Below are 21,411 nucleotides of genomic sequence, written 5' to 3'. Positions count from 1 at the left end.
GAAACGCTGGAAGCGGATCAAGGGGTTTAACCAACTGAAGCTGGTCGTGAATAACGTTCAGTTTCGGGATGGAGAACGGGTGGATGATCAATCCGGCAGAGACGCCGCCTGATGCTCATACACCAGATTTGACAATAACTCACGCGATGGTGCCCAGAATCAAACCAAGTACGATGGCGATGTCATAGGCGTAGCCTTTCAGCAGTCCGATGTAATCGCCTTGGGCAGGCGCTTGGGAGGGGTTAGTTGTCGTCGGCAATGCAGCATGGACCTGTGTTCCAAACGCCAACATTGCCATGGCAACACCGTGTTTAAAGGCCCGCGCTTTGTGCAAACCTTGATGAATCGCTCTTTCCATTTTTCAATTACCCGGTTGTTTAGGTTGGTTTATTAGCTAACGAGTAGGTACAAAAGAACCATCAACAGAAAAACACTCCGACACCAGATGACGAGCATGCTTGTACCGCTGATTCGCTCCGCACCAAAATCCTCATAGGCCTGCATACAGAGCCAGGCCGTGTAGAGGAAAAACGCCGTCCCACCAATGAGCTGAATTGCATCGAGCATGGCCGCAGAGGTCTGGAAGCAAGGGCCGCCCCCACACCCTGCGCCTTCAGCGAACCACTGCTGTTGTTGCGCATTCATTACTGATGCTCCGTGTAGGATTCGCTGAGAGCATCAATAGCCGACGGAATAATGGGCTCCATCGGAACGGTCAGATGATGGGCAATACCTGCCTGTATCTTGCGCAGGTCAGCCAAGAGAGTTTCGTATTCGAACTGGGTGCGTTCGTTTGAGTTGGAACGGGCCTTAGCACTCATAACCAACACTTCAAGAGCGGCAAGTTCTGTTCTGATATTGGAAAGGGCCTCACGCTCAGCCCATACGTCCGCGTTGGACACTGGCACAAATGCGAGGAGGCAAAACAGCAGAAGGTGTTTCAGGTTACTCATCACGAATCCATTGGACTGGCTTACCGGAGATGAGTTGAATTTAATCAGAGCGAGCGGAGGGCATCGGGTTTATTAGGTCAACAGAAGTTGACCTATTTTGTTACGGATTGGCAAAGAAACATTGGCTTACCAAGGACAGAACAGCTGTAGTGAAAGTGAAGCAATGACTGAGGTGATGGCTACAAACGGGCGCAGGATAAATCCAGCAAGAGGTGTTTGGGCGGTAGTGCTTTTCGCCAGCCGGATCTCGGAACATAGCCGTCTCACCCATACCCCCCGCGGATTCAAGGGAGTATGGGGAATTAGAACAGCCAGCATTCAAAGATACTTTTTGAACTTCGAGGTCATGACCATCAGACAAAGCCCAAAAAGAACCGCAAACGGCGTGATAATAAAGTTCGGATGGATCGAATTTGGAATCGACAGGTAGAGAATCCAGGCGAGGGCCAATACCGGTAGGGAGAATCGTTTTGCCCAGTGATAGACATACCCGGATTCATTCCCGCCACACCAACGCCGCAGATCCCGCTGCATCAGTCCATCGCTGATCCCTACAATGCCGAACAGTATGAAAGCCGGCATCGACAGAAAGAGAATGGCCATTCGAACCAGGAACATGATCAGAACGTAAACTGCCGCCATGAGGTAGTCGTAATATCCTGCTACTAGCCTCTTTACTGCAGCTTTGATCTCACCGTCATCCGGAGACACCGTTTTTACCGCTTGAAGATTGTCGACAATACCTGAATCGATAAAAAGAAAATTCGCTACGGTACTTACGGTTTCACTGGCCGATGAAATCGCACCTTCATTCATGCCGTCCCCGCCTGTCAGGGACTCGCTCAAATACCCAATCTCCGTTTGCATCATGGACTCGGCGTGGGCGTATCCTGGCTCGTCGTAGAAAAACGCCATACCGACCCACTCGATTACTACGGACATAAAGGCAGAAAAAAGGAGCAATCCGATTATTTTGAGAACCAGCTCAATCGTCTTGCCTATGGGCCCTCGCCGCCGGGCCGGGTGTTCAGTGCTCGCCTCAGCCATTACTCATGCCCACCAATTTTCCGCCGTGTGATAGTTTTTATCCATTTCCCGGGTGAGCGCCTGAAGATTCTCGGGCATGTCTTCATCATCTTCCACGGGCAGCGGAAATCTAACTTTCCAGAGTTGACCGCCATCCAACAGGCAAAAAGCCTGCCCTTTTGGCAATGAGGTTATGTGTCCGGGCTCCAGCATCGGTACACGGAGCATTGAGATCCGGTCCTGGGTATTAGACGTGAAGTCCACACTGGACTCGGTGTCTGAGGAATCACTCGCGCCCGATACCGTCATGATCTGCGCAATTTCAACTTCAGGCAGTTGATTGGTGAGCAGCTCAGCTGTTTCCTTTTCCTTGACCCGCAGCATAATCAGGTTGTTGAAGTTGCCTTCCACCTGGCGGGCCTTCGCGGTATTCCCCAAACGAGCCTCGATGTCGCCCCGGGACTGCGTATAGGCGGTAATTTGCATGCCGCTACCGCCCGATTTATTGACCATGGGGAGGAATTCGTCCCCCATCAGTTCATTGAACTCGTCTGCATGTAAGCATACTTTGGGCATAACGTTCGCCTTGCCTTCGAGCATTCCATGTTCGAAGCCGTGCTTATAGATAGATCCACAGACGCTGACCAGGTCTGAGAACATTGAGTTGCCAACGGCTGAGGAGATTTCTGTGTCCGTCATGGCATCCAGACCTATATAGACAATACCTCGCTTACGAATGATCTGCGTCCAGTCGAAAATCGGCCGGTCATCGTCGACATCGAAGTAGTCGGGTGCCAGTAGCTTGCCAATTCTGCCTGTGGTGAGTTTCTCAAGAAGGGGCAAAAGACTCGCTACCAGCTTGTCGAAGTAGGTTTTGTCGTAGCGTAAGGCTGAAAGCAGTCCGTGCAGGATCGGATCACTCACCTGCATTTGCTCAACGTATTTCCTTAAAGCCTCGGTTCGCGGATTGGCATGTTTAGCCATGCGGGGATTGGATCTGTATTGCCGTTCGGCATCAGCGGTCATCGCATTGATGTCTTCCATCCAGCCTTCATCACCGTTCATTGGCAGCCACCAATCCAGGTACTGATTGAAAAGAGGCTCAATGTCCGTCACGTACCGGAGAATGTTGTTGTAGTCCGGGCGCATTCCCAGGGAAACAAGCGCACGAGCGACAATATTAATGAAGCGCCACGCAAACTCCTTGAAAGCAGCGCTGTTTCCTTCAGACGACAGCTGACCAGAAATGCGGCCGGCAATTTCAGTGATACGCGAAAAGTTACCGATAGCGTTGTAACGAGCACTGATCTCCGGGAAACCGAGGTGAAACATGTAAAAATCGTCTGTTCTTCCTGTTCGCTTCGCCGCCATATACATCCTGGTCAAAAGCCCGGGATCTGACTTTGGGTCGAATACGATGACGGGCCCTTCGTTACGGCGAATGTCCTGCTCAATCAGAATTTCGGCGAGGCGGCTCTTACCGACTCGGGTCGTTCCCATGCAAAGGGTGTGACCGACGCGCTCTGACATGGCCAGAAGCACTTCTTTTTCGTTGAGTTCAACCGCATGGATGGCCGGATTCCCGCCGACAGCCGGGTAAGGTCGCACGGGATTCAGTGGATGATCTTTACTGGTCAGTTCCGCAAGGAAGCCTAATCTGGTGTGCTCTATTCTTCTCTCAAATTCCCGAAACCAGGCGTTGATTCGGGACGGCCTCGTGTATTTGGCGAATGCTGGAGCCATCGTATCTTTCAAGCGCTGGGTATGGTGCTGACCCCAGCGAAACCCCTGCCCCAAATAGAGGTGTTGCCGATAGCAAGGAATCTGGCGCGATGACATCTCAAATCGTGGCAGACGCTTGAGGTTGCGCTGATATCGGGTAACCCGTGTTCCCTGAATGAAGCGGTATACAGCGAACGCGGTTAAGACCGCCGCCGAGGTGTAGCCAACACTCGGTGTCATCATCAATGTGGAGGGTGATAGCAGGCAGATCCCGGCCGCACCAATGCTGACACTCATCGACCAGTATTCCACCGGCGGCCTGAGCAGCCCTTCAAGTGGGTAATTGGCCACTAGCGCATAACTCCATCTCGATCCAGATAGAACGGGTAGTGCTTGATGTTCATGTATTCAGCGAAACGGTCACCGGGCATGGGTTGAAGCGTAATACCCTCGCCTGCGATGGACTGTAGTTCGTTCATCTGGGGAATTGTCTGTACGTTTACAACAAAGCCCACGGCATTCTTTGATGCCAGGAACTGGCGGTTTTCCTTAAGCCAGTTCCGGGAAACGGGGTCGTACCCAATCAGGAACATGGCCCGGGAGACCATGTGGTACGGGACATTTCTGGCTTCTTCATCGGTCACTCTGCCGATTGATAGCGATGGCGATGACACGGGAATGTGTGAGGTCATAAACCTGCGCCCTTTCCGCTCTTGTTGCAGCTTTTGCAGTTGGGCCCGAAAGTCTGCTTTCTGGGGCAGAAATGGCTGCGCAGACTGTCCACCAAAGTCACCGATGACCTCAAGCTCGTGGACTCCTGTCAGTGCTTCAGGGCTCGCTTTCGGGCTTGATGCCACTGTCGCCGAGCTCATCATCAGACCCAAGAGAAGCACGCTCAGATGTTTGACCATAGTTTCATAACTCTCTCTCGGTAGTTGGCAGCAATTCTTTTATCCAATGGCTTCTGTGCGGGTCTGTGATAACAACCAATGGCAAGATCCCAGGAATTACACTCCGGGCGTTCGTATTGCTCCCTCAGGTGTGCGGCTGACGCTGTCAGGTTCATGTATGGATCCAACGCATCCCACAGGTCACTAAAACGATGGCGATGCCAGCGCCAGTTCATCTGTCCAAGACCGACATCGAACTGGTAATCACCGGATTCCACCAGCTGTCGTGCAAACCGATAAGCCGCGGCTCTGTTATGGAAAAAATGTGGAGTGCCCCGGTGGTTAATGGTCCAGGGCCAGGGCAATACTCTGTTGATATGCTTATTGGCGCTGCGGCTTTCATTCAAAATGATCGCGTAAAAAAGCTTTGCAGGAACATCTTGTTCTTCTGCGACCTGTAGATACATTCCAGGTATGTCTGAAGCGGCACTCGGGCCACTAATGAATAGAAGCAGTAGGGTTAGCATACGAACGAGGCTCATGCTTCAAACCTCACTCGTAATCCCGAATCTGACCGGTCTCAACGTCCATCACTTTGACGGCCGGCAGGCTGGAAAGGTCGACACCAAACTCCGCCGCTTTTCCGGACTCAAAGTTGAGGGTCACTTTCCCGGCTCTAACGATTTCCGGATCAATCTTCATGTGATTCGCCCAATGGCCGATGGACTCGGCTGTGGCATCACCGGCGAACCAGATATCAAGCCGGGCGGTTCTCGAGACCGAGGCACTGACTTCGTGAAAAAGGTCTTCGCAGTCCTCCAGGCAATCATCCGTAACAAAAAAACCAATGTACTGAGTCATTGAGTTGTACTTTCTGTTCCAGTCTTCAATCCACTCTCGGTTGTCGATCACAGGTTGAGTCCCTAGCAGCTGTTGAGCGGCTTTCTGGCGCTCGACCTCAAACGCTAACTCCAGCTCCATTCTTCGGGATTCGACCTTCATCCAGATCTCGGCATACCGGGCACGCTCTTTGGGATCGGTCTCAGACACCCCCAGAGCGGTCAAGGGATCAAGGCCGGGCGACCAGACACCCCTTGGTCCACTCATAATCTGCTTGTACTTTGTCCAATCTCTTTCTTCGAGCATCCACTGTTTGGCGAGACTTTTCTCTTCGTTAGTAAGGGCGGCTGGAGAGTTTCGATCCACACTAGACGATGAACTGGTATCAATCTGAGAGCTTCCGGAAAATGCCGAAGGCGAAACCTGAGCCTGAACCATCGTGGATAACACCACCGCTGACGAGATCAATATCGCTTTGCCAAGATGCATGAACCTATCCCCCGCACCCCAGGTCAACGGATTCGACAGGTAGTGTCTGGCCAGACTTAGGCACACTGAGGTCGGATACCAGCACTGGTTTGTCACAACCCTCAGGCTGAATCGGGTCAGGTGTCAGGTTCGAGATGTAGTAGCCATCGTCTGACCACGCAAAATAGCCACGCTCGTACCCAACGGCAGCGTTTGTTCTCACCAGCTCAATATGTGAACTTTGCTCAGAATCTCTAATGTCTGCCGCAGACTGATCGTTTATAAGGATGTCCCCGCCGACGAACAGAATGAATGCTGATACCATTAAAATTGGTTCCATGCTTCACTCCACCGCCAACCGGCGTGTTTTACTTCCAGACTTGAATATCGCCTCATTTCCTACGGCACCTTGTAGACGCCAGCCCTGGTAATATTCACCGGTCTGTAGTGGGATCCATCCACCGTTGCGATCGCGAAGAACAACATACGGCTGACTCCCCCACATATCGATTGAGGCAACCGTTGCACCTTCCAATGAATGGTTGAGTTGAGGCTGAGGAGCCGGAGCGGCTACTTTCTGGACGATGGTTTTTACAACCGGGCGATCATTCAGGATTTTGACCTGCTTGCCCATGTTGTCGATATCCTGGCGATGTTCATCAATAACCTTTTTCTGGGTATCGATGACGGTTTTAATACCTCCCAGCTCAACTTGGATGTCCTCGATAGCAACCTGCATCGTTCTAAGATCCCGCCCGAATTGCTCAATCGTTGTCACTCTTGAACCGTTGACCTGAACGATCGACTGCGTGTCCGACAAGTCTTCAGCGATTTCATTGTCGCGACTCGCGAGGGCAGACAGGCTTTCTTTGATATCGCTAATCGACTGACTGACGTTAACTTCGCCTGTTACTTGCTGGAACCCGATATAGCCACTAGCAACGAGTGCAGCCAATGAGATGGTTAATGCGGACGCTATGAGAATCTTTCCGCCGCCTGGGTTCGATTTACGACTTTTTTGATTCGGCTGTTCTGAAACGGGAATGGGTTCCGGTTCCCCGCGAGGCTCGACTTCCGGTTGAACAAATATCTCTTCAGGTAAATCCAGAGTCGGGTCTTCAATACCTCCACTCTGGACCGCGACAGACTCAGAAAGTCCAGCTTCTGCGAATGCATCATCAGGCGCCCCTTGGTCAGCCCGATCTCGACGTTTACCACCCTCAATGGAGCGCATAATACTTTGACCCAGCTTCGGCATTACTGATTCCTCGCAACCAGGTTTGACGCAAGTTCAAATGCAACTTTCCGGTGCACAGGGTCAACGACAAGTTCGAATGCCTCACCGGAGAGAGTCGTCAGCGCTTTGTCGAGTGTCATTGGTCCTATTTTTCGATGGATTGCTGGCAACGGGAGGTTAAGCAACGCTTTAGCCTCTTCACTTAACACCGCCGCATCCGCCAGGACGTACCCGGAACGTGCGAGTAAAAACTCAACGGTTTGTCCGACAGAGTTGACTGATTGCGGAATGTTGGTGCGGACCACGACCTTTAAGGGATTCAGTTGATCTGCCGGCGGGATGTTCTTTACGTAGCTGTAGCGGCCCGTTTGAATCCGCTCGACAGTTTCGTCTGGGCTTCCAGGGTGTGTGTCTGCCTGTGCGAATGAGCTCAAACAACTCAGAGCTAGGGCAAGTGAGATTGATTTCATTAGAGTTACCTCAACACGGTTAAGCAGACTCACGGTAACTCGGGGATGGGCCTGTCTTTGCTTTTTTAGGTCAGGGCCTGTTGACCTATTCGGAGGGTTATAAAGTAGTTAAGGGCGCGAACGTAATTGCTGAGGGGAGATCAATCAATGATCTCCCCTCATTCAATAAAGACTGGGCTCAGCGAAACCCATATTTGGAGACTGATCCGGAAATGGGGCGGCGGGATCGTTTTTCCCCTAGTTTTTCGTGCGGGCCTATAGCACTCGCACGGCATAGCTTCGCTACACAAAAGCCACTCGGCGTTTGGCGTCATCATACAAGAATCGCTTGCTTGCTGACCGAGTTTCCAGCATCGAGAAGGTTGTATTGTGAACGCTAACCGGACTCCCCTACCCTGCTTCGCAGGTGACTCTGATTAGCGCTCAAAATAGTGCAGGTAAAAGCAAGATTGCCTGATCCGATGCCGGGTTGGCTAAATGGAGGTGCTGTTCAGAATAGCGAAGGGACTCTTCGCAGATAAGCCCGTAGGCTGGGGGTATTTCAGAAACTATTACAGAAGCCCTTCCGTTTTTCAACTAAATAGCCAGCTCTCGCAGCTCAGCGATTTCATTTTCCGATTGCTCAATTGAGTCTGCCATTGCCTTCAGCAGGCGCAAATTCGCATTGAGATAGATAATCTCCTCCTCCAGAACCTTCAAGTGACGAATCTCTTCGCGATCGAGACTTCTGAGGTAGTCCTGGATGGAGACTGCCGCAAGTCGGACATACTTCCGATCCCGTTTGCTCGATCGAAACCGCCAAAAGTATTTTCTTGTCGTTCCGTCTGATCTCGAGCTGATCGCCAACTCAAAGTTATCACCAAAAATAGTCGCGAGATCATCCCCAATCTCTGATGCCCTCGCATCCAACTGTGCTCGGAATTTCTCGATCTCGGCCTTGTAGAGATTACGTCGAGCACCACTATTATCCTTAAAAGGTATTAGTAAATTTATATTTAAAGAGTCGGCCATCAAATTTCTGCCCCTGATCCAACCACTGATAACCGGTTCTGATCCCGCTCCAGGGCTGGTTATGATCCAGGATCAGTCCGGTTCTGATCCAAGTACCTATCGAAAAAAGGCGCCGAATGAAGGCGCCTTAATAATTACGTTTCTCAAGCACTCATGCCGTTGCAGTAGCTTCCTGTTCGGCAAGAACTCGGTCTAGTTCTGACTCCAGATCAGTCAAGCGAGGATCCTGTATTTTTCCTTTCGCCTTAGGGTGTCTCGTCAGTTCACCGCCAAGCGTCTGGAGCCTTTTAACCGGTAACGTCGGGGCATTATCCGATCTTGTACTGCCTTCAAGATATCCGATCTCCAAATCACCCATCAGCTCTTTCGCTTTTTGCGCTCGCTGATTGTTTGCAGCCATATCGTCCCGGGTCACTCCGGTATGGCGATACCGATAAACGAGGTGCAGGACTCCTCTTACTCTTTTCTCAACTCTAGCCAATGTCTGGAACTTCTCCTTATTCGGAAGCAAGCCAATGTGATTGGCCAATAGAACACTCAGAACAATCTGATCAACCTTCAGCAACTGGTACACCAACTGAAACCCCAACCTTGAAGCAAACCGCACTGGAACTACTGCTGGATTCTTACTCGCGACATCTGGCAGACGCATTGCAGGTGGAATGTTTTCATCAATGAACGCCTTAATGTCTTTCAGTTCTTCATCCAGATCCTCGGAGAGGTGCTCGATGCCCTCTTCAATCTGAGCAAAGTGATAGTCAGCGTAGGGGTCGTCATCTCTGATGGCCTGCTCAATGGAGCGAACTCGAGAGCAGAAACCGGGCAAGCCCAGAATGCCGTGACGATTCTCTGTCTTTTCACGGCCTTGCCAAAGCCGTAATGCTGGCCTTGTGGCTAACTCGATTTCGATATCCTGTGTTGGAGCAATCGATGCCATTTTGCTTTTTGCTTCTTTCGTCATTGTTCTATCCTCAAGCGCAGATTCGGGAGGCATTGCTGTGGGCTGTTGCAGCAACTTGTTCGATGATTTGGACTTCACGGTAAATCTGCGAAAGCGGGATTCCCGTGCTTTTAGCAACGACAAGCATGCGCTGACGATTATCGGCAATCGTTATATTGGCTAACCATGCATCATAAACTCTGCGCTGTTCATCGAGAGTCGTAGCTGGAAGGCGCCCTTTCACAGTCGGAACATTCAGGAATCGTTTTCGGCTTGCAACCTGGGTGCTTCGAAGTCCAAACAGCTCAGCCATCATCTCTTTGCATGCGCCTCGACGAAGAAATTCATCGATCATGACATAGCGCTGTGCTTCCCTAGCTTCTATCTCAATGATTCGCGTCAGCTTAGACACATCAACGGGAAACCATTTGAGATTAGGCACGTCCCGGACGTAATTTTCTGAGATGGACTGGATCTGATCAGCCTTCAACTGATCCAAAGCCTGCATCGCTTCAAGCGATAGGCCCAGATCTTCTTGTAACCCGAAATCCCCTTCACGACAGGATTCGAGTGCGCTAACCAAAATAGTGGAAAGAAACCTTGAAGATTCAGTTTTGAGTTTTACATTGGTGGCCACGACGTTTTCCCCTGTGTCGGCTAACCATGGGTCATGGCTGTTAGAAAAGCTAAGCCCGGGCGCAGTTATTCGCCACGGAACCCTTCTTTTCGAACACTAGAGGAGACCTCGGAACTCGAGAGCAGCATCCGTACTTCAGAACAAACTCTATGCCATGTTTTTCCGACATAATTAGCCCGATGTGGCTTTCTGTCAATTTTTTTCGACTTATTTAGAGTTTAAAAATTTATCGAGACGATTTTTTTAGACATCGATCACGGTTGTGAGGCATAGCACAGGCCTGGCACGGTAGACGTAACACCAGCCTTCAGACAGATCTGCTCGACGTTCGCAAAACTTTGCAAGGCGCATGATGGCTTTCCATGGCGCCCTCGGACGAAATGCATATGGAGGCCCGCCCTACCCTCACCAGCCGCACTCTACAGATGACAGCGATCTTGGTCCGATCTAACCAAAAGAATTAGTCATATGACTAAACAATGATTATTAGACCTTTCCACAGCGTGACATTTTATTTTTTAGTCACGTGACTATAATGATAGCCAAGAACACTACCGCTCTCGGTTACAACCCCCACCTACACGCAAAGGCCGGTCAGGATGGCACATTTACCGCTTTTAACGGACGCCGAAGAGGCAATCGACTACTACAAATCCCAACCACACTCCCCTTCTGACGCTATCACAGCCCACGTCATTCGGATTCTGGTCCAGGATGGATACAAGAACAGAGACATCCGTGAAGCCCTGGGTATTGAGAAGGTTTATACAGTTACTCATTTCATCAGAGTCAGCCAGGCTTTAACCGATGGGGAAATGGATCTGTGGTTTAACAATCCTGATCGAATTACCCTTGGTCACCTTCGTGCCATCGCAAAGCTCGATTTCCCAACACGTGAGAAGCTGTTGAGAAAACTCTTAGTAGCCCGCTCCCCTGTCCATGAGTTTGAATCGATAGCTCGTGGGGATGCGCAGGAAAAGGATGTCGACATTGCTCGGTTTGCTAGCACAATGAGTGAAGTGACCGGCCGCCCCACAGACATTCGATTCAACAAGAAGAGAAAGAACGGAACCATCACTCTGAACTTTTATGACCTGGATGACCTGGATGATCTGTGTCGAAAACTGGGTTTTAATCCATCGGAGTACTTTTGATCTCTCATCTCAGATCCCGAATTCCTCACGCTTTATTCCCGGGATTTAACGGAAATTCTTCCCCCGTTTTCTCTCCGGTTCCGCCGTTAAAGGAGGAAAAAGTTTCCCTGATTTCTCAGCTATGTTGCCCAAAAAGCCGGAAACTTTTTCCGCACTTTTAAAGGCGATCCATAAACATACCCTTTTCATTTCAAGTGGTTAGGGGTAAAGAAAAGCCGGATTCCCGCGGCGGGAATCCGGCTTTTTGCTAAAAATTCCCGCAACGGGAATCTCCGGGATTTCCTAGCAATTCCCGTCGCGGGAATTGCCAGAACCTCAATTGCTCTCGTTAAGTTCAACCCCTAACGTCTTTGTCAGAAACTCCACAATCTTCGAGAGAGATTCTTCGTCCGCACCATCAATCTCAAACTTTGTGGTCCCCTTGTTAGTAATGCCATGCTTCAGAAAACGATCACCTTCAGGCGACTTGTACAGCACAGGAGCTTTAGCTTTTGGCTGGGCTTGCCTAACTCGAACAGAGCTTTTAAGCGCTTTGATAACCTCCTCAACACCCAGCGACTCCCCACCCTCTTTCATCGACTCTTTGCGAAGCTCTAACAGCTCATCCACTTTGGCTAAAAGGGATCTTTCATTCTTCTTTCTCAGCTTCGAAATCATCTCTCCATAAGAGAGAGGCATATCAGAGGGTGATGGCAGAATGCGCACAAACTTTTCATCAAGCTCAACACACGCCTTGTATCTGTTGATATTTGACGAACTAATACCCTTGGCGGCCCCCAACTGTGTCCAGTTGGCAAACTCGCCATCATTAATTTGCCGCTCCCAGGCTTTCGCTTTTTCGAAATAACTAACATCCTGGTGCTTGTTCTCAATAACACTCAATTCACGTACGTCGGCGTCTGGAACGTCCCCGACGAGAGCCAGGTACGGCTTCTTGGCAAGCACAGCCGCCTTTAACCGTCGAGAACCTTCAATGAGCTCAAAGCGACCATCTTTTTTAGGCCTTACAGTGCCGGGGAACTGCTGCCCTTGTTTTCTGATAGATGGAAGAATGTCTCTCAGTGAAATCTCATCAAGAAACTCCTGAATGCGCTCATTTTCCGGAGAAACATCGATTTTGGATGGGTCAATTCTCTGAAGCTCGAAAACCACTTCCTGCTGAGTAACAGGCATTGTCAATACAATAGGCTTGCCCTTCTCCTCAGACTCTTTGCTCTCAAGAAGGCGGAGAAGCTCTTGTTTCTCTTCCTCAAACTTTGATGTAGCTTCTTCAAGCGCCCGCTCGGCTTTAGCCTTCTCCTCTTTCAGCGATTCTGTAACAGAAATTGGGCGTCTTTCCCCCTGCATCGCACCAAGAGCTGGCGATGGACGCCTCCTCTTACGAGTACTGGATGACGAATCCGTTTCTTCACCCCCACCAGGGAGAAGCTCATCGATATTTCCATACTTGTTAGGCTTAACCATCTTTAGGCCTCCTTATCTGACAAGCGGTTGGCTCTCTTAAGGTCATCACGAGCGAGATCCGCACTAGACATAATCTCGTCGATTTTATCCAAGTGTGATGAGCGCAAGGCATCCTCGAAACAAGTTTCCCAGACCGCATCATGCATTTCTTCAAAGAGCCGATCGAACATCTCTATCGTTTTCTTCAGTCGTTTTCGGTTATCTGACTCAGCGGGGTTCTTCTCATAGATGGAGTAAGTGCTGGTATTGGCCTTCCCTATTTCATCCGAGGCGTGAGCCTCCGTAGATAGGACATCACCTCTCTCAACAGTAAAAACGCGACGGATTATTTGCCCCATAAAGTGGGCGTAGCTTGATCCGCTGTATTTTGTGATGAAATAACGCATATCAGGAATGTTCGGATACATTTTTTCTTGCTTGTACATCTCAGCAGTCTCCGCAACCAGGCCGGCAAACTGAAGCGTAGAAGCAAAATCCAACATCGCAGCCGGTGTTGGGACGAAACAGACATCACAAGCGCTTACAACATTCAGCGTTGACAGGTTTAGTGAGGGGGTGCCATCAATGATAATGAAATCGTAGTTTTCACCCACTTCCAACAGGCCGTTTCGTAATTTCATGATGCGATCCAACATTGGTACGTTGGCTTCATTCATTACGGAAGGCATCAAAAGATCAATATTGAGGTTTTGAAGGCAGGCAGGAATGATATCGATGTTATCCCAGTAGGTTTTCTGAATTGCATAGTGCAAAGACCTCGAAGCTCCTTCCGGATGGCCTGCCTCGACTAGAGCTTCATCGTCTTCCAGAAAAAAAGGTGCGACAGTGTTTTCGTAATGAACATTGTCATCAGGGCGTTTGCCAAAATAGAAGCTCAAAGAACCTTGGGGATCGGTATCCAGAAGCAAGCAGCGATACCCGCGAATTGCGAGGTACTGTGAGAATAGGTGGCAGGTCGTTGTTTTCTGAGACCCGCCCTTCAAATTCAAAATTCCAGCAATCGCAGCAGACGAACCCTCTGGTTTCCTGGGGGCGGTATTGAAGACACGTTGCATATGGTTGATATGGTTTATGGTGTAACCGGCTCGTACCTTCCTCGCCGTATCGCTGCGATATTCTGGTTCAGGCAGGCGACCATCTTGCTCAGCAGCATAGAGAAGGCCTACACTAATTCCTGCTAACTCAGCAGCTTGCGTGGTTCCATATCGACGCTGTTGAACCCTATCATCAACCTCACTCTCCTCAAGCCAGGTCAAGTCGTGCTTATCAATCTGAGCTTTCTTTACAAGGCCAGGGATCTCCTTCATGATTTTTTCACCGCGCGCGACGACCGTATTGATCTTTTTCAGCGCAGCTTCGAGGTAACTTTTTTCCGAATCATTGTCAGCCATATTGATACCCTTCCTGATTATTTGACATCCAGAATACATGTAGGATAATCATAGTCTAATGTTACCGAATGCCTTTGAAAATGCCTTTTTGGTGACATACACAAAACCAAGCGATTCATTGATAATTTTGGCTCGTAAAATCCGACGTTCGATATCGGAATACCGGACACTTAGCTTGACGCGGAAGGGCACATGGACAGGAAGGTTCTCAAACAAAAAGAAAAGTCTCAGCTGAAGCTTGATCTTTTCGGGTTGGATCCCTTAATAGATCAGAATTACAGCCATTCCTTCGAGATCTATGACACCGTAGGAAAATTCGAGTACGACAAAAAGAAAAAATATCGGCTCTCAGCTGCTGCGGATGACACTGAGTTCGTGCGGCAAACGGAGTACAACGGCTTAATCATTAATGTTTCGGTCACCGATGCAAACATTGAACGCATTATGCCCGATGGCACAAAGAAAAGAGTCTTTGTGCGACCTGGAGCCAGAGAAGAGATCATTGAAGACGTACTTCGAAAGCTCGCCACAGAGAGAAGGGCAGAAGCCTATGAAATTACCTCAGGTGACAGCAAGGGACAGCAGTTAGTTGGAATTGAGTTCAGCCTTTATGAGGTCTATGAAGAGCTCAAACGGATCAATAACGGTAAGGTTCAATATTCTTACTCCGAAATCCGTGAAGCAATCACCGTACTAAACCGGGCCCATCTCCAATTCGATGCCGAAGATGGCTCCATCAGTTTTTCTGCACCGTTCCTCCCATTTCTAGCCTTCGCAGAAAAGGCCACGAAAGGTGAGACCAAATCCTTTGTTTGCTTTCATCCGATGGTGACCAGCATCATCATGACAGCAAACTACCGTCGCTATAACTACAAAAAGGCTCTTTCTTTTAAGGGACAGTACACACGTTTGATTTATAAGCGGCTGTGTAATCGCTGGATCCAAGCCGGGCCGGGGAACCCGTATCGCGTCAAACTTTCAACCCTGGTTGCCGCCATGAAAGCTCCTTACAAAAACCTCTACCAGGATAAAGCGCTCCTGCAGGACATCCTTGAAGAGCTTATCGCTGAGCGGGTGATTGAAAGCTATGAAGCCACACCAAAGAAGATAAAAGCCAAGATCGTCGACTGGCTGTTTGAGTTAAGAGCTACGAATGAGTTTGCAAAGCAGCAAGCGGCCAGTAACAAAACAGCAAATCGCATTGCTGGAAAAGCACAGGCCCAGATCTCAGACAAGCGAGATCATCAACAGGCTGACGAAAAAGGTTGGTGGTCAGAAGCGAGGGCAGGGCAGGGCGACGACTCAGTCCAAGATATCGATCAGATTCCTTTCGATGAGTAAAGCCTAAGACTCCATCAAGTAAGCCCCTTACGAAACCACCAGCACAAAAGCCTCTCCTTGCCTTTTCTATCTCAAACCATAGTTTTTTGGCTTTAAATCTTGTCTATCCCAGCCTGCAGTATTTCCTGAAGAACCCACTTCTATCTCAAACCCAAGCAAACGGCTAACTACCACACGCCTCCTTTCTCAAACCCTAGTACTCTGACCCACATAATTTAAACTCCTATCTCAAACCTGAGTAACCTTTAGGCCAAAAAGCGAGCAATTCACGAATTATTTAATGCGAAAAGCACAATACTAGGGTTTGCCATAGAGTTTGCTCCTCAGGGCTTGTCCCTTGTCGCACAAGGGATTGGAGGCATGCCTGTCTTAGAGTCACCATAGCTTGCTTGCTGGGCTCAGATCCCAGGGACACTAAGGGCAGACGTTGACTATCGCTTGCTTTAAAAAAGCATTGAAGTGTCCGAGGATAATTTTCTGAGGTAAAAAAATAACTGGGGGGATTGATCACTTAATAGCAGGTAAAAATGCTTTAAATTATAAGAAAATCTCTATCTAATTGTTTTATATTGTTTTTTTAAGGAGGCTGTCGAACCAAAGCTAAAGAAAACACTCGGACCATTACTACGGTTGGAGATAGAGAATTACTAGGGTTTGAGATAGATGTCGAAAATATTACTGTGGTTTGAGATAGAAATTGATAGATTGACAGTGATCAGGCAACTACTAAGTAGATTTTTGTGGACAAAGCTGTGTGTATCATGTGTATAACCTGTGGATAGGAATGTATAAATTTGAGTGTTTAGGGTTTGAGATAGAAAAACACTAAGGTTTGCCCGAGCAATCCACTCCGTTTAAAGAGAGCGCTTTACTCTGGTTACGCGCAGCAAACTACTAAGGTTTGTCATAGCAGTTTCTTCGCTAAACCGTTATCCCACAAGGCCTACAGGCCCGATCGAACCAAGGTCTTCCGTAGCACTACCGTTCTTAACCCGTTATTAATCCGTTTTTGTCTTTAATAATCAGAGAAAAAAACTTGTCAGCTTTTTTCTTTAACCCGATCTACGATCCACAATACTCCGCAACAAGCTACAAGATTTTCTGACATTATCAATTAAAGAATTTTCTGAGCAGGACAGGGCAGAGCAGCCACGGATCACAACTGAACGTTAGTCAACAACAGCCGCTCGAGCTCTAAGAAAATGAAACAGGGCCGTATGCAGAGCACGAGTGGTATTACAGTTCCAGAAAGACTGCAGATGCATCAACAATTCCGTTGACTCACAGATATAGTAGCTTTTGCTAACACCATTCCTCTGAGGGGCAATGGGCATCAATGAGACACGATGCTCAAAGGCCCAGGCTACTGCCGAGTCCAAAAGCTGGTATTGGTAATCGATGGAATCATCCTTAGCGCAAAGCATCTTAACCAGCCGCTGGTCTTTTGGGTCAATCTTCAAAGTGAATGGGACGAGTTTCGGGATGGCCACATCTGACTCTAGTGTAGGGGGTTAGATGCCCAATGTTCTAACACCAAGCTATTACGTTCACTTCGTTTTGGGTCATCTTGATTCGACCCTTTTTAGTACAGGTTTCAATGGGGTTCGATCAGAATCACTCTGCGGAGGACTCTATGTTTACACGATTAATGCGGAAAGAACTAACTAGCTCACCAGAACCCAAAACACCTGAATACGCAGTAGCTCTTTCAGGTAAGGATCTATTAAAACAACCAAAAAGGACTGAGCTTATCTCGAGGGTCAAGAGATTGTTCAGTGTCACGGAGCGAGTGTGGAATAAACACTATCTTTACGCTATTGAGCAATTCGCCGAGCTAGTCCAGGAAGTCCCAGCCTCCGAGATTCATCACCATTCAGAGTCAGGCGGATTAATCGATCACACTCTGGAAGCACTCTACGCAGGCGTCCGCATATCCCAGGGATACATCCTGCCACCCAACGCGGAACCAGAATCTATTGCGGAGTCCTCGGACCGTTGGCGATTCGGAGCCATGATCGCAATACTCTCTCACGATCTAGGCAAAATCGTTACTGACATCGAAGTGGTCTACCGCTTACCTGAAAAACAATTTCAGATTTGGCACCCTTGGTATGGAAACATCCCACCAGGTGCTGCGTACCGTTACCGGTTCAGAAGAAAAATCGAGAACACCCGGCTTGCCAAGACATTACATGAGAAATCAGCGATGTCGTTACTACCAAGACTTCTCACCAAGGAAGCTGCTACCTGGCTATTCAAGGATCTGGAGTTAATTTCACAGTTGTTTAGCACAATTTCTCATTCTACTTTTGGGGGTCAGGTAATCGCAGAAATTGTTCGTGCCGCTGATGGGGCAAGCGTTTCAAAGAACGTAGGCGCGAATACCGGCAAGAAAGCTGACCACACAAACACAGTACCACTCTATGAAAAGCTCATCGTTTCACTCCGTAAACTGGTTAACGATGGCGACCTCAAGCGAAACAAACCGGGCGCCGCAGTTTGGGTTACCGATCAGGATACCTGGGTGGTATCTAAGGCAACAATGGAGGCAGTAAGAATCCAGCTCATCAACGAAGGTCACTCCGGGATCCCCAAAAATGTTGTCACTCTTTTCGGCATTCTGAATGACCACGACTGCCTTGTTCCAAATCCCGATGGAGATAGCGTCTGGTACGCCGAAATCAATGACCACGGAAAGAATTGGCAGCAAAAACTAACTTTCCTGAGATTTAAAAACGAGATCATCTGGCCAACAAGCCAGCCAGACAAGTTTGATGGCACTGTCACGCCAATCGACCGTAATGGTAACCCCCTGGAGATATCTCAGGTCGATGAATCAGATCCAGAGGCAGGGGAAGGCCACTCGGATCACCAGAGCACAGAAAGCCATAACACTGAGCACAACCAGAAAACACCAAAAGTAGCCACCGGTCCTGTAACTTCAAAGATTACTATCGCTCACAAAGAGAAGGGCGGTGCGGAACCTGAAGAGACCAAGGAAAGACAATCGCAGGCTCAAGCTCAACCAGGAAGCAAAGCTCACGGTTTGACCTCAGAGAAGGCTGTAGAGCACTGGAAGACCAAACGTGAAGTGCAGGAAGATATTTTGAGAGAAAATGACTTTCTGGCCTGGTTATTGAAGGGCATTGCCCGCCGGCAAATTCGGGTAAATGAACCTAAGGCGCCTGTCCACATCCTCGATGGCCACATTGCACTGGTCACTCCGGCAATTTTTAATCTCTTCCTCGATAAGAACTCGCTAAAGAAACGTCTGTACGAAAAGAGAGCAGGGGATAAGCGGGTTTACACAGTTCTCCAACGAGAACTTGAAGCTTTGGATATTCATCAGAGGGGGACAGATGGACAAAATATCGTTACCGTTTCAGTGGAAGGCCAGCGTTCAAAAAGTGAACTAAAGGTCTACTTACTAAATCGAGCCTGTTTCCCATCTTTGAGAGCCTTTGCAGCTAATCCTGCGATCAAAATTTACCTTTAATGGAGGCTCGCATTTGGCCATCGTGTGCGGAGGGGAGGTGGGGAAAATAGTAGCGATCGATGGGTGTAGTTCGTATAGGTGCCGGAAACTGGCTCCCAAAGCTTGGTTTAACCACTTTCCATGATGGACTGACGAAAAATTCTGGCGTATTGTTTTCAATGTCATATTTTTACGACACTGATCACTAATATCTAGAATTAGCGCTGGATTGTAACCGGCCAAGGCAACAAGAACGAATCTTATAATGATCGTCATGGAAAAGGACAACGCCGAGCAGTTCCAGACCCCAGGATCGCGCTTGGAACATCTTCTCGCTCAGATTGGCTTCGAAAAGAATCGAGGGAAAATCACTGATCTCCATAACTATCTGGTTCAAACAAGCCCAGAGCATTTTGGAGACCTTTCCTATGGCGCTGTCCGTGGTTGGTTTTCCGAGAATGCGCCACCGATGAGGAAGATCGGTCTCGTTCTTGATGCACTTAAAAAGAAATATCCGATCAATTTTGACGAAAAACACCTGAAAACCTGGTGGAAAGTCGGCGGTTTTTACCCATTCCAGTCAGCCATCTCACAGGAAGAGCTCAACACCCTGAATAGTCAAGCGAAGGTGAAGCGAGAGAAAGCTGCCTATGTCGTAATGTCTCTGATTCATGAGGAAAGTGGAGAATCATTCAACGATCTCTCTACAGACGAACTGGATCGGATCAGCCAGATAACGAATGCGTTCGTCAATGACTTTACGGATCCTTACCAAACCAACTGTCCCAACAGCTACATCAGAGCAATTATTAGAGACCAGCTCAGAAACTTAGAGTGACAGATACATCACTTGGTCATATATTAGACAGAATCGTATTGCTTCAAGTTGAAAGGGTGGCTACCGACCTTCAGCTGCCTTCTCACTGGTGCGCGGTTGTTAGGTAAGTTTGTGTCTCATTATTCTTGAGGCTAGGTTGACGGTATAAAAATCAAAAGAGTGATCAGGGACGAGTTATGAAAATGGAATTGGTCATATTTGCCAAAGGCAAGATGGATCGCGGAGATCGGGTGCTGCGGTCAACCCTCAAGAATTTCAGTCTATACGTCGTGGCACTGCTGATTGCTGGTTGTGGCGGAAGCGGTGGAGGAGACTCCTCTTCGAAAAATGAACAGGAAAGCCAGCCAGTCACAGTTCAGGCCCCCAAAAATCTACAAGCTGATTTCGGTGACGGGGAACTTTCATTGACCTGGGATGAGGTTTCGGGCGCGGATTCATACAATATTTACTACGCCAATGAGCCCGGAATCAGAACTGAAAATTATTCGTCCTATGATGGAGGAACCTGGCTGCGAGATGTTTCGTCACCGTTAACTATTACTCAGTTGAGGAATGGTGTTGGCTATTTCGCCATCGTTACAGCTGTCAGATCAGGAAAGGAAAGCTCCTCAAGTGGTGAAGTAAGCGCATTGGTTCGTGACCCTGACGCAGTGATTGCCGGTCGCTATAAGCCAGTCAATATACGTGGTGACGTCATATTAGACACGGTCAACGCACTTTACTGGAAGCGATGTTCAGTTGGTCAGGAATGGAATTTGAAGGACCAAACATGTACCGGCATCCCTCAAGAGATGAATTGGTATGATGCCGTAGAAAACTATGGAACTTGGGCCGACATCGAGAGTTTGCCCGCTGAATACGTGGTCGACCTGAAGTTGCCGCTACCAAGCGGAGAGTGGCGGTTACCGACGATTGATCAATTAGCGACCTTGCTGTACTGCTCAACCGAGCGACCTCAAAAATTCGGCCCTCTCAATTATTGCGAAGGTCGGGATTATCAAAAGCCAACAATTGTCTTGGAGGCATTTCCCGATGCACCACTTTATGATGTTTGGTCCGGTTCGGTTGGAGGAGAGATAGGCTCTGGACTCGATCTTGACGCCGCGTGGCGGGCTCATTTCTGGAGTGGAGGCTACACCTATAACAGCCGCTCAGGCTCTATGAATGCTATCCGGTTGGTGCACCCCCAAGAGTAAGGTTTTGAGAGACTTTAACGTAACCGTCCGGCAAACCCATCTTAAGCCAGGCGCTGCGGCCGTCAGGATAGTTTCCACTTATTTTTAAGTGGACACTTAATATGACCAACCTGAATCCGTGAGTTCAACCGGCTGAAACTGTATCCAAAGCCTGCAATAACAAGGCCTTGGGCGATATAATAGCACCCGACATCCATTCACCCAGTCAGTGCATTTGGCTCATGCGTACTTTCACTCTCCAGCAATCCCGAACCGAAGTCTATACACCCCACGGCGGACTGGCCCTGGTGGGCCACTGCCTGAACCGGCACACGTCGCTGATCAAAACCGCTCGCACAGTCGTCAAGCGGCACGGTAT

General features: G+C 48.9%; 20 protein-coding genes and 1 pseudogene. 6 read left to right on the top strand and 15 right to left on the bottom strand.

Features of this window, described 5'->3' with window-relative positions:
• Window positions 1-139 precede the first annotated feature (139 nt).
• The 13 genes from AC13DD_RS01045 to AC13DD_RS00985 form a co-directional block, all read right to left on the bottom strand.
• Complete coding sequence (locus AC13DD_RS01045; protein WP_482930731.1) at window positions 140-358, bottom strand: hypothetical protein; 219 nt, start codon at window positions 356-358, stop codon at window positions 140-142.
• A 32-nt stretch (window positions 359-390) separates the two neighbouring features.
• Complete coding sequence (locus AC13DD_RS01040) at window positions 391-645, bottom strand: DUF3262 family protein (protein ID WP_041657474.1); 255 nt, start codon at window positions 643-645, stop codon at window positions 391-393.
• Window positions 645-953, bottom strand: coding sequence for an integrative conjugative element protein, RAQPRD family (locus AC13DD_RS01035; protein WP_127334571.1), 309 nt, complete (start codon window positions 951-953; stop codon window positions 645-647). The genes AC13DD_RS01040 and AC13DD_RS01035 overlap by 1 nt, the downstream gene beginning before the upstream one ends.
• A gap of 318 nt (window positions 954-1,271) precedes the next feature.
• Window positions 1,272-2,000 carry a TIGR03747 family integrating conjugative element membrane protein gene (locus AC13DD_RS01030; RefSeq protein ID WP_011783546.1) on the bottom strand — a complete coding sequence of 243 codons (729 nt, stop codon included), beginning with the start codon at window positions 1,998-2,000 and terminating at the stop codon, window positions 1,272-1,274.
• 3 nt (window positions 2,001-2,003) lie between these two features.
• Window positions 2,004-4,052 (bottom strand): type IV conjugative transfer system coupling protein TraD, encoded by a 2,049-nt coding sequence (gene traD / locus AC13DD_RS01025; protein ID WP_041657475.1) that lies wholly within the window; start codon window positions 4,050-4,052, stop codon window positions 2,004-2,006.
• Complete coding sequence (locus tag AC13DD_RS01020) at window positions 4,052-4,612, bottom strand: integrating conjugative element protein (RefSeq protein ID WP_482930730.1); 561 nt, start codon at window positions 4,610-4,612, stop codon at window positions 4,052-4,054. Before AC13DD_RS01020 ends, traD begins: the two co-directional genes overlap by 1 nt.
• Window positions 4,597-5,133 carry a lysozyme family protein gene (locus AC13DD_RS01015; protein ID WP_482930729.1) on the bottom strand — a complete coding sequence of 179 codons (537 nt, stop codon included), beginning with the start codon at window positions 5,131-5,133 and terminating at the stop codon, window positions 4,597-4,599. Before AC13DD_RS01015 ends, AC13DD_RS01020 begins: the two co-directional genes overlap by 16 nt.
• A 10-nt stretch (window positions 5,134-5,143) precedes the next feature.
• On the bottom strand, window positions 5,144-5,869 hold the full coding sequence (locus AC13DD_RS01010; RefSeq protein WP_482930732.1) for a TIGR03759 family integrating conjugative element protein: 726 nt from the start codon (window positions 5,867-5,869) through the stop codon (window positions 5,144-5,146).
• 373 nt (window positions 5,870-6,242) lie between these two features.
• Entirely contained in the window at window positions 6,243-7,157 is a 915-nt protein-coding gene (locus tag AC13DD_RS01005) for a hypothetical protein (RefSeq protein WP_138435716.1), read from the bottom strand.
• Window positions 7,157-7,639, bottom strand: a complete 483-nt coding sequence (gene pilL2 / locus AC13DD_RS01000; RefSeq protein WP_482930728.1) for a PFGI-1 class ICE element type IV pilus protein PilL2 — start codon at window positions 7,637-7,639, stop codon at window positions 7,157-7,159. The genes AC13DD_RS01005 and pilL2 overlap by 1 nt, the downstream gene beginning before the upstream one ends.
• Window positions 7,640-8,182: 543 nt before the next feature.
• Window positions 8,183-8,617 carry a hypothetical protein gene (locus tag AC13DD_RS00995; protein WP_482930727.1) on the bottom strand — a complete coding sequence of 145 codons (435 nt, stop codon included), beginning with the start codon at window positions 8,615-8,617 and terminating at the stop codon, window positions 8,183-8,185.
• A gap of 151 nt (window positions 8,618-8,768) precedes the next feature.
• Entirely contained in the window at window positions 8,769-9,578 is an 810-nt protein-coding gene (locus AC13DD_RS00990; RefSeq protein WP_482930726.1) for a PFL_4669 family integrating conjugative element protein, read from the bottom strand.
• 10 nt (window positions 9,579-9,588) lie between these two features.
• On the bottom strand, window positions 9,589-10,194 hold the full coding sequence (locus tag AC13DD_RS00985; RefSeq protein WP_072678421.1) for an STY4526/YPO1902 family pathogenicity island replication protein: 606 nt from the start codon (window positions 10,192-10,194) through the stop codon (window positions 9,589-9,591).
• Window positions 10,195-10,793: 599 nt separating this feature from the next.
• Here AC13DD_RS00985 and AC13DD_RS00980 point away from each other — a divergent pair.
• Complete coding sequence (locus AC13DD_RS00980) at window positions 10,794-11,348, top strand: transcriptional regulator (protein WP_482930725.1); 555 nt, start codon at window positions 10,794-10,796, stop codon at window positions 11,346-11,348.
• 315 nt (window positions 11,349-11,663) lie between these two features.
• Here AC13DD_RS00980 and AC13DD_RS00975 read toward each other — a convergent pair whose 3' ends face one another.
• Both AC13DD_RS00975 and AC13DD_RS00970 read right to left on the bottom strand, forming a co-directional pair.
• Window positions 11,664-12,812, bottom strand: coding sequence for a ParB/RepB/Spo0J family partition protein (locus AC13DD_RS00975; protein WP_072678419.1), 1,149 nt, complete (start codon window positions 12,810-12,812; stop codon window positions 11,664-11,666).
• A 2-nt stretch (window positions 12,813-12,814) separates the two neighbouring features.
• On the bottom strand, window positions 12,815-14,203 hold the full coding sequence (locus tag AC13DD_RS00970) for an AAA family ATPase (RefSeq protein WP_041657483.1): 1,389 nt from the start codon (window positions 14,201-14,203) through the stop codon (window positions 12,815-12,817).
• Window positions 14,204-14,395: 192 nt separating this feature from the next.
• On the opposite strand from AC13DD_RS00970, the gene AC13DD_RS00965 reads away from it, so the two are divergent.
• From AC13DD_RS00965 to AC13DD_RS00945, 5 genes and pseudogenes are all read left to right on the top strand, one after another.
• Complete coding sequence (locus tag AC13DD_RS00965; protein ID WP_011783533.1) at window positions 14,396-15,544, top strand: replication initiation protein; 1,149 nt, start codon at window positions 14,396-14,398, stop codon at window positions 15,542-15,544.
• Window positions 15,545-17,177: 1,633 nt separating this feature from the next.
• On the top strand, window positions 17,178-19,040 hold the full coding sequence (mobH, locus tag AC13DD_RS00960; RefSeq protein WP_482930724.1) for a MobH family relaxase: 1,863 nt from the start codon (window positions 17,178-17,180) through the stop codon (window positions 19,038-19,040).
• A gap of 244 nt (window positions 19,041-19,284) precedes the next feature.
• Complete coding sequence (locus AC13DD_RS00955) at window positions 19,285-19,857, top strand: hypothetical protein (protein WP_482930723.1); 573 nt, start codon at window positions 19,285-19,287, stop codon at window positions 19,855-19,857.
• Window positions 19,858-20,033: 176 nt separating this feature from the next.
• Window positions 20,034-21,053, top strand: a complete 1,020-nt coding sequence (locus AC13DD_RS00950; RefSeq protein WP_303287756.1) for an Lcl C-terminal domain-containing protein — start codon at window positions 20,034-20,036, stop codon at window positions 21,051-21,053.
• A 221-nt stretch (window positions 21,054-21,274) separates the two neighbouring features.
• Window positions 21,275-21,411, top strand: a pseudogene (locus AC13DD_RS00945) (IS1380 family transposase); the annotation flags it as partial.

The sequence above is a fragment of the Marinobacter sp. L-13 genome, from assembly GCF_056857715.1.
This window is presented reverse-complemented; position numbering and strand designations above follow the sequence as displayed.

Coding starts and splice junctions, on each gene's coding strand:
- AC13DD_RS01045 (WP_482930731.1), bottom strand. CDS start 358: ATGGAAAGAGCGATTCATCAAGGTTTGCACAAAGCGCGGGCCTTTAAA.
- AC13DD_RS01040 (WP_041657474.1), bottom strand. CDS start 645: ATGAATGCGCAACAACAGCAGTGGTTCGCTGAAGGCGCAGGGTGTGGG.
- AC13DD_RS01035 (WP_127334571.1), bottom strand. CDS start 953: ATGAGTAACCTGAAACACCTTCTGCTGTTTTGCCTCCTCGCATTTGTG.
- AC13DD_RS01030 (WP_011783546.1), bottom strand. CDS start 2,000: ATGGCTGAGGCGAGCACTGAACACCCGGCCCGGCGGCGAGGGCCCATA.
- AC13DD_RS01020 (WP_482930730.1), bottom strand. CDS start 4,612: ATGGTCAAACATCTGAGCGTGCTTCTCTTGGGTCTGATGATGAGCTCG.
- AC13DD_RS01015 (WP_482930729.1), bottom strand. CDS start 5,133: ATGAGCCTCGTTCGTATGCTAACCCTACTGCTTCTATTCATTAGTGGC.
- AC13DD_RS01010 (WP_482930732.1), bottom strand. CDS start 5,869: ATGGTTCAGGCTCAGGTTTCGCCTTCGGCATTTTCCGGAAGCTCTCAG.
- AC13DD_RS01005 (WP_138435716.1), bottom strand. CDS start 7,157: ATGCCGAAGCTGGGTCAAAGTATTATGCGCTCCATTGAGGGTGGTAAA.
- AC13DD_RS00995 (WP_482930727.1), bottom strand. CDS start 8,617: ATGGCCGACTCTTTAAATATAAATTTACTAATACCTTTTAAGGATAAT.
- AC13DD_RS00990 (WP_482930726.1), bottom strand. CDS start 9,578: ATGACGAAAGAAGCAAAAAGCAAAATGGCATCGATTGCTCCAACACAG.
- AC13DD_RS00980 (WP_482930725.1), top strand. CDS start 10,794: ATGGCACATTTACCGCTTTTAACGGACGCCGAAGAGGCAATCGACTAC.
- AC13DD_RS00975 (WP_072678419.1), bottom strand. CDS start 12,812: ATGGTTAAGCCTAACAAGTATGGAAATATCGATGAGCTTCTCCCTGGT.
- AC13DD_RS00970 (WP_041657483.1), bottom strand. CDS start 14,203: ATGGCTGACAATGATTCGGAAAAAAGTTACCTCGAAGCTGCGCTGAAA.
- AC13DD_RS00965 (WP_011783533.1), top strand. CDS start 14,396: ATGGACAGGAAGGTTCTCAAACAAAAAGAAAAGTCTCAGCTGAAGCTT.
- mobH (WP_482930724.1), top strand. CDS start 17,178: ATGTTTACACGATTAATGCGGAAAGAACTAACTAGCTCACCAGAACCC.
- AC13DD_RS00955 (WP_482930723.1), top strand. CDS start 19,285: ATGATCGTCATGGAAAAGGACAACGCCGAGCAGTTCCAGACCCCAGGA.
- AC13DD_RS00950 (WP_303287756.1), top strand. CDS start 20,034: ATGAAAATGGAATTGGTCATATTTGCCAAAGGCAAGATGGATCGCGGA.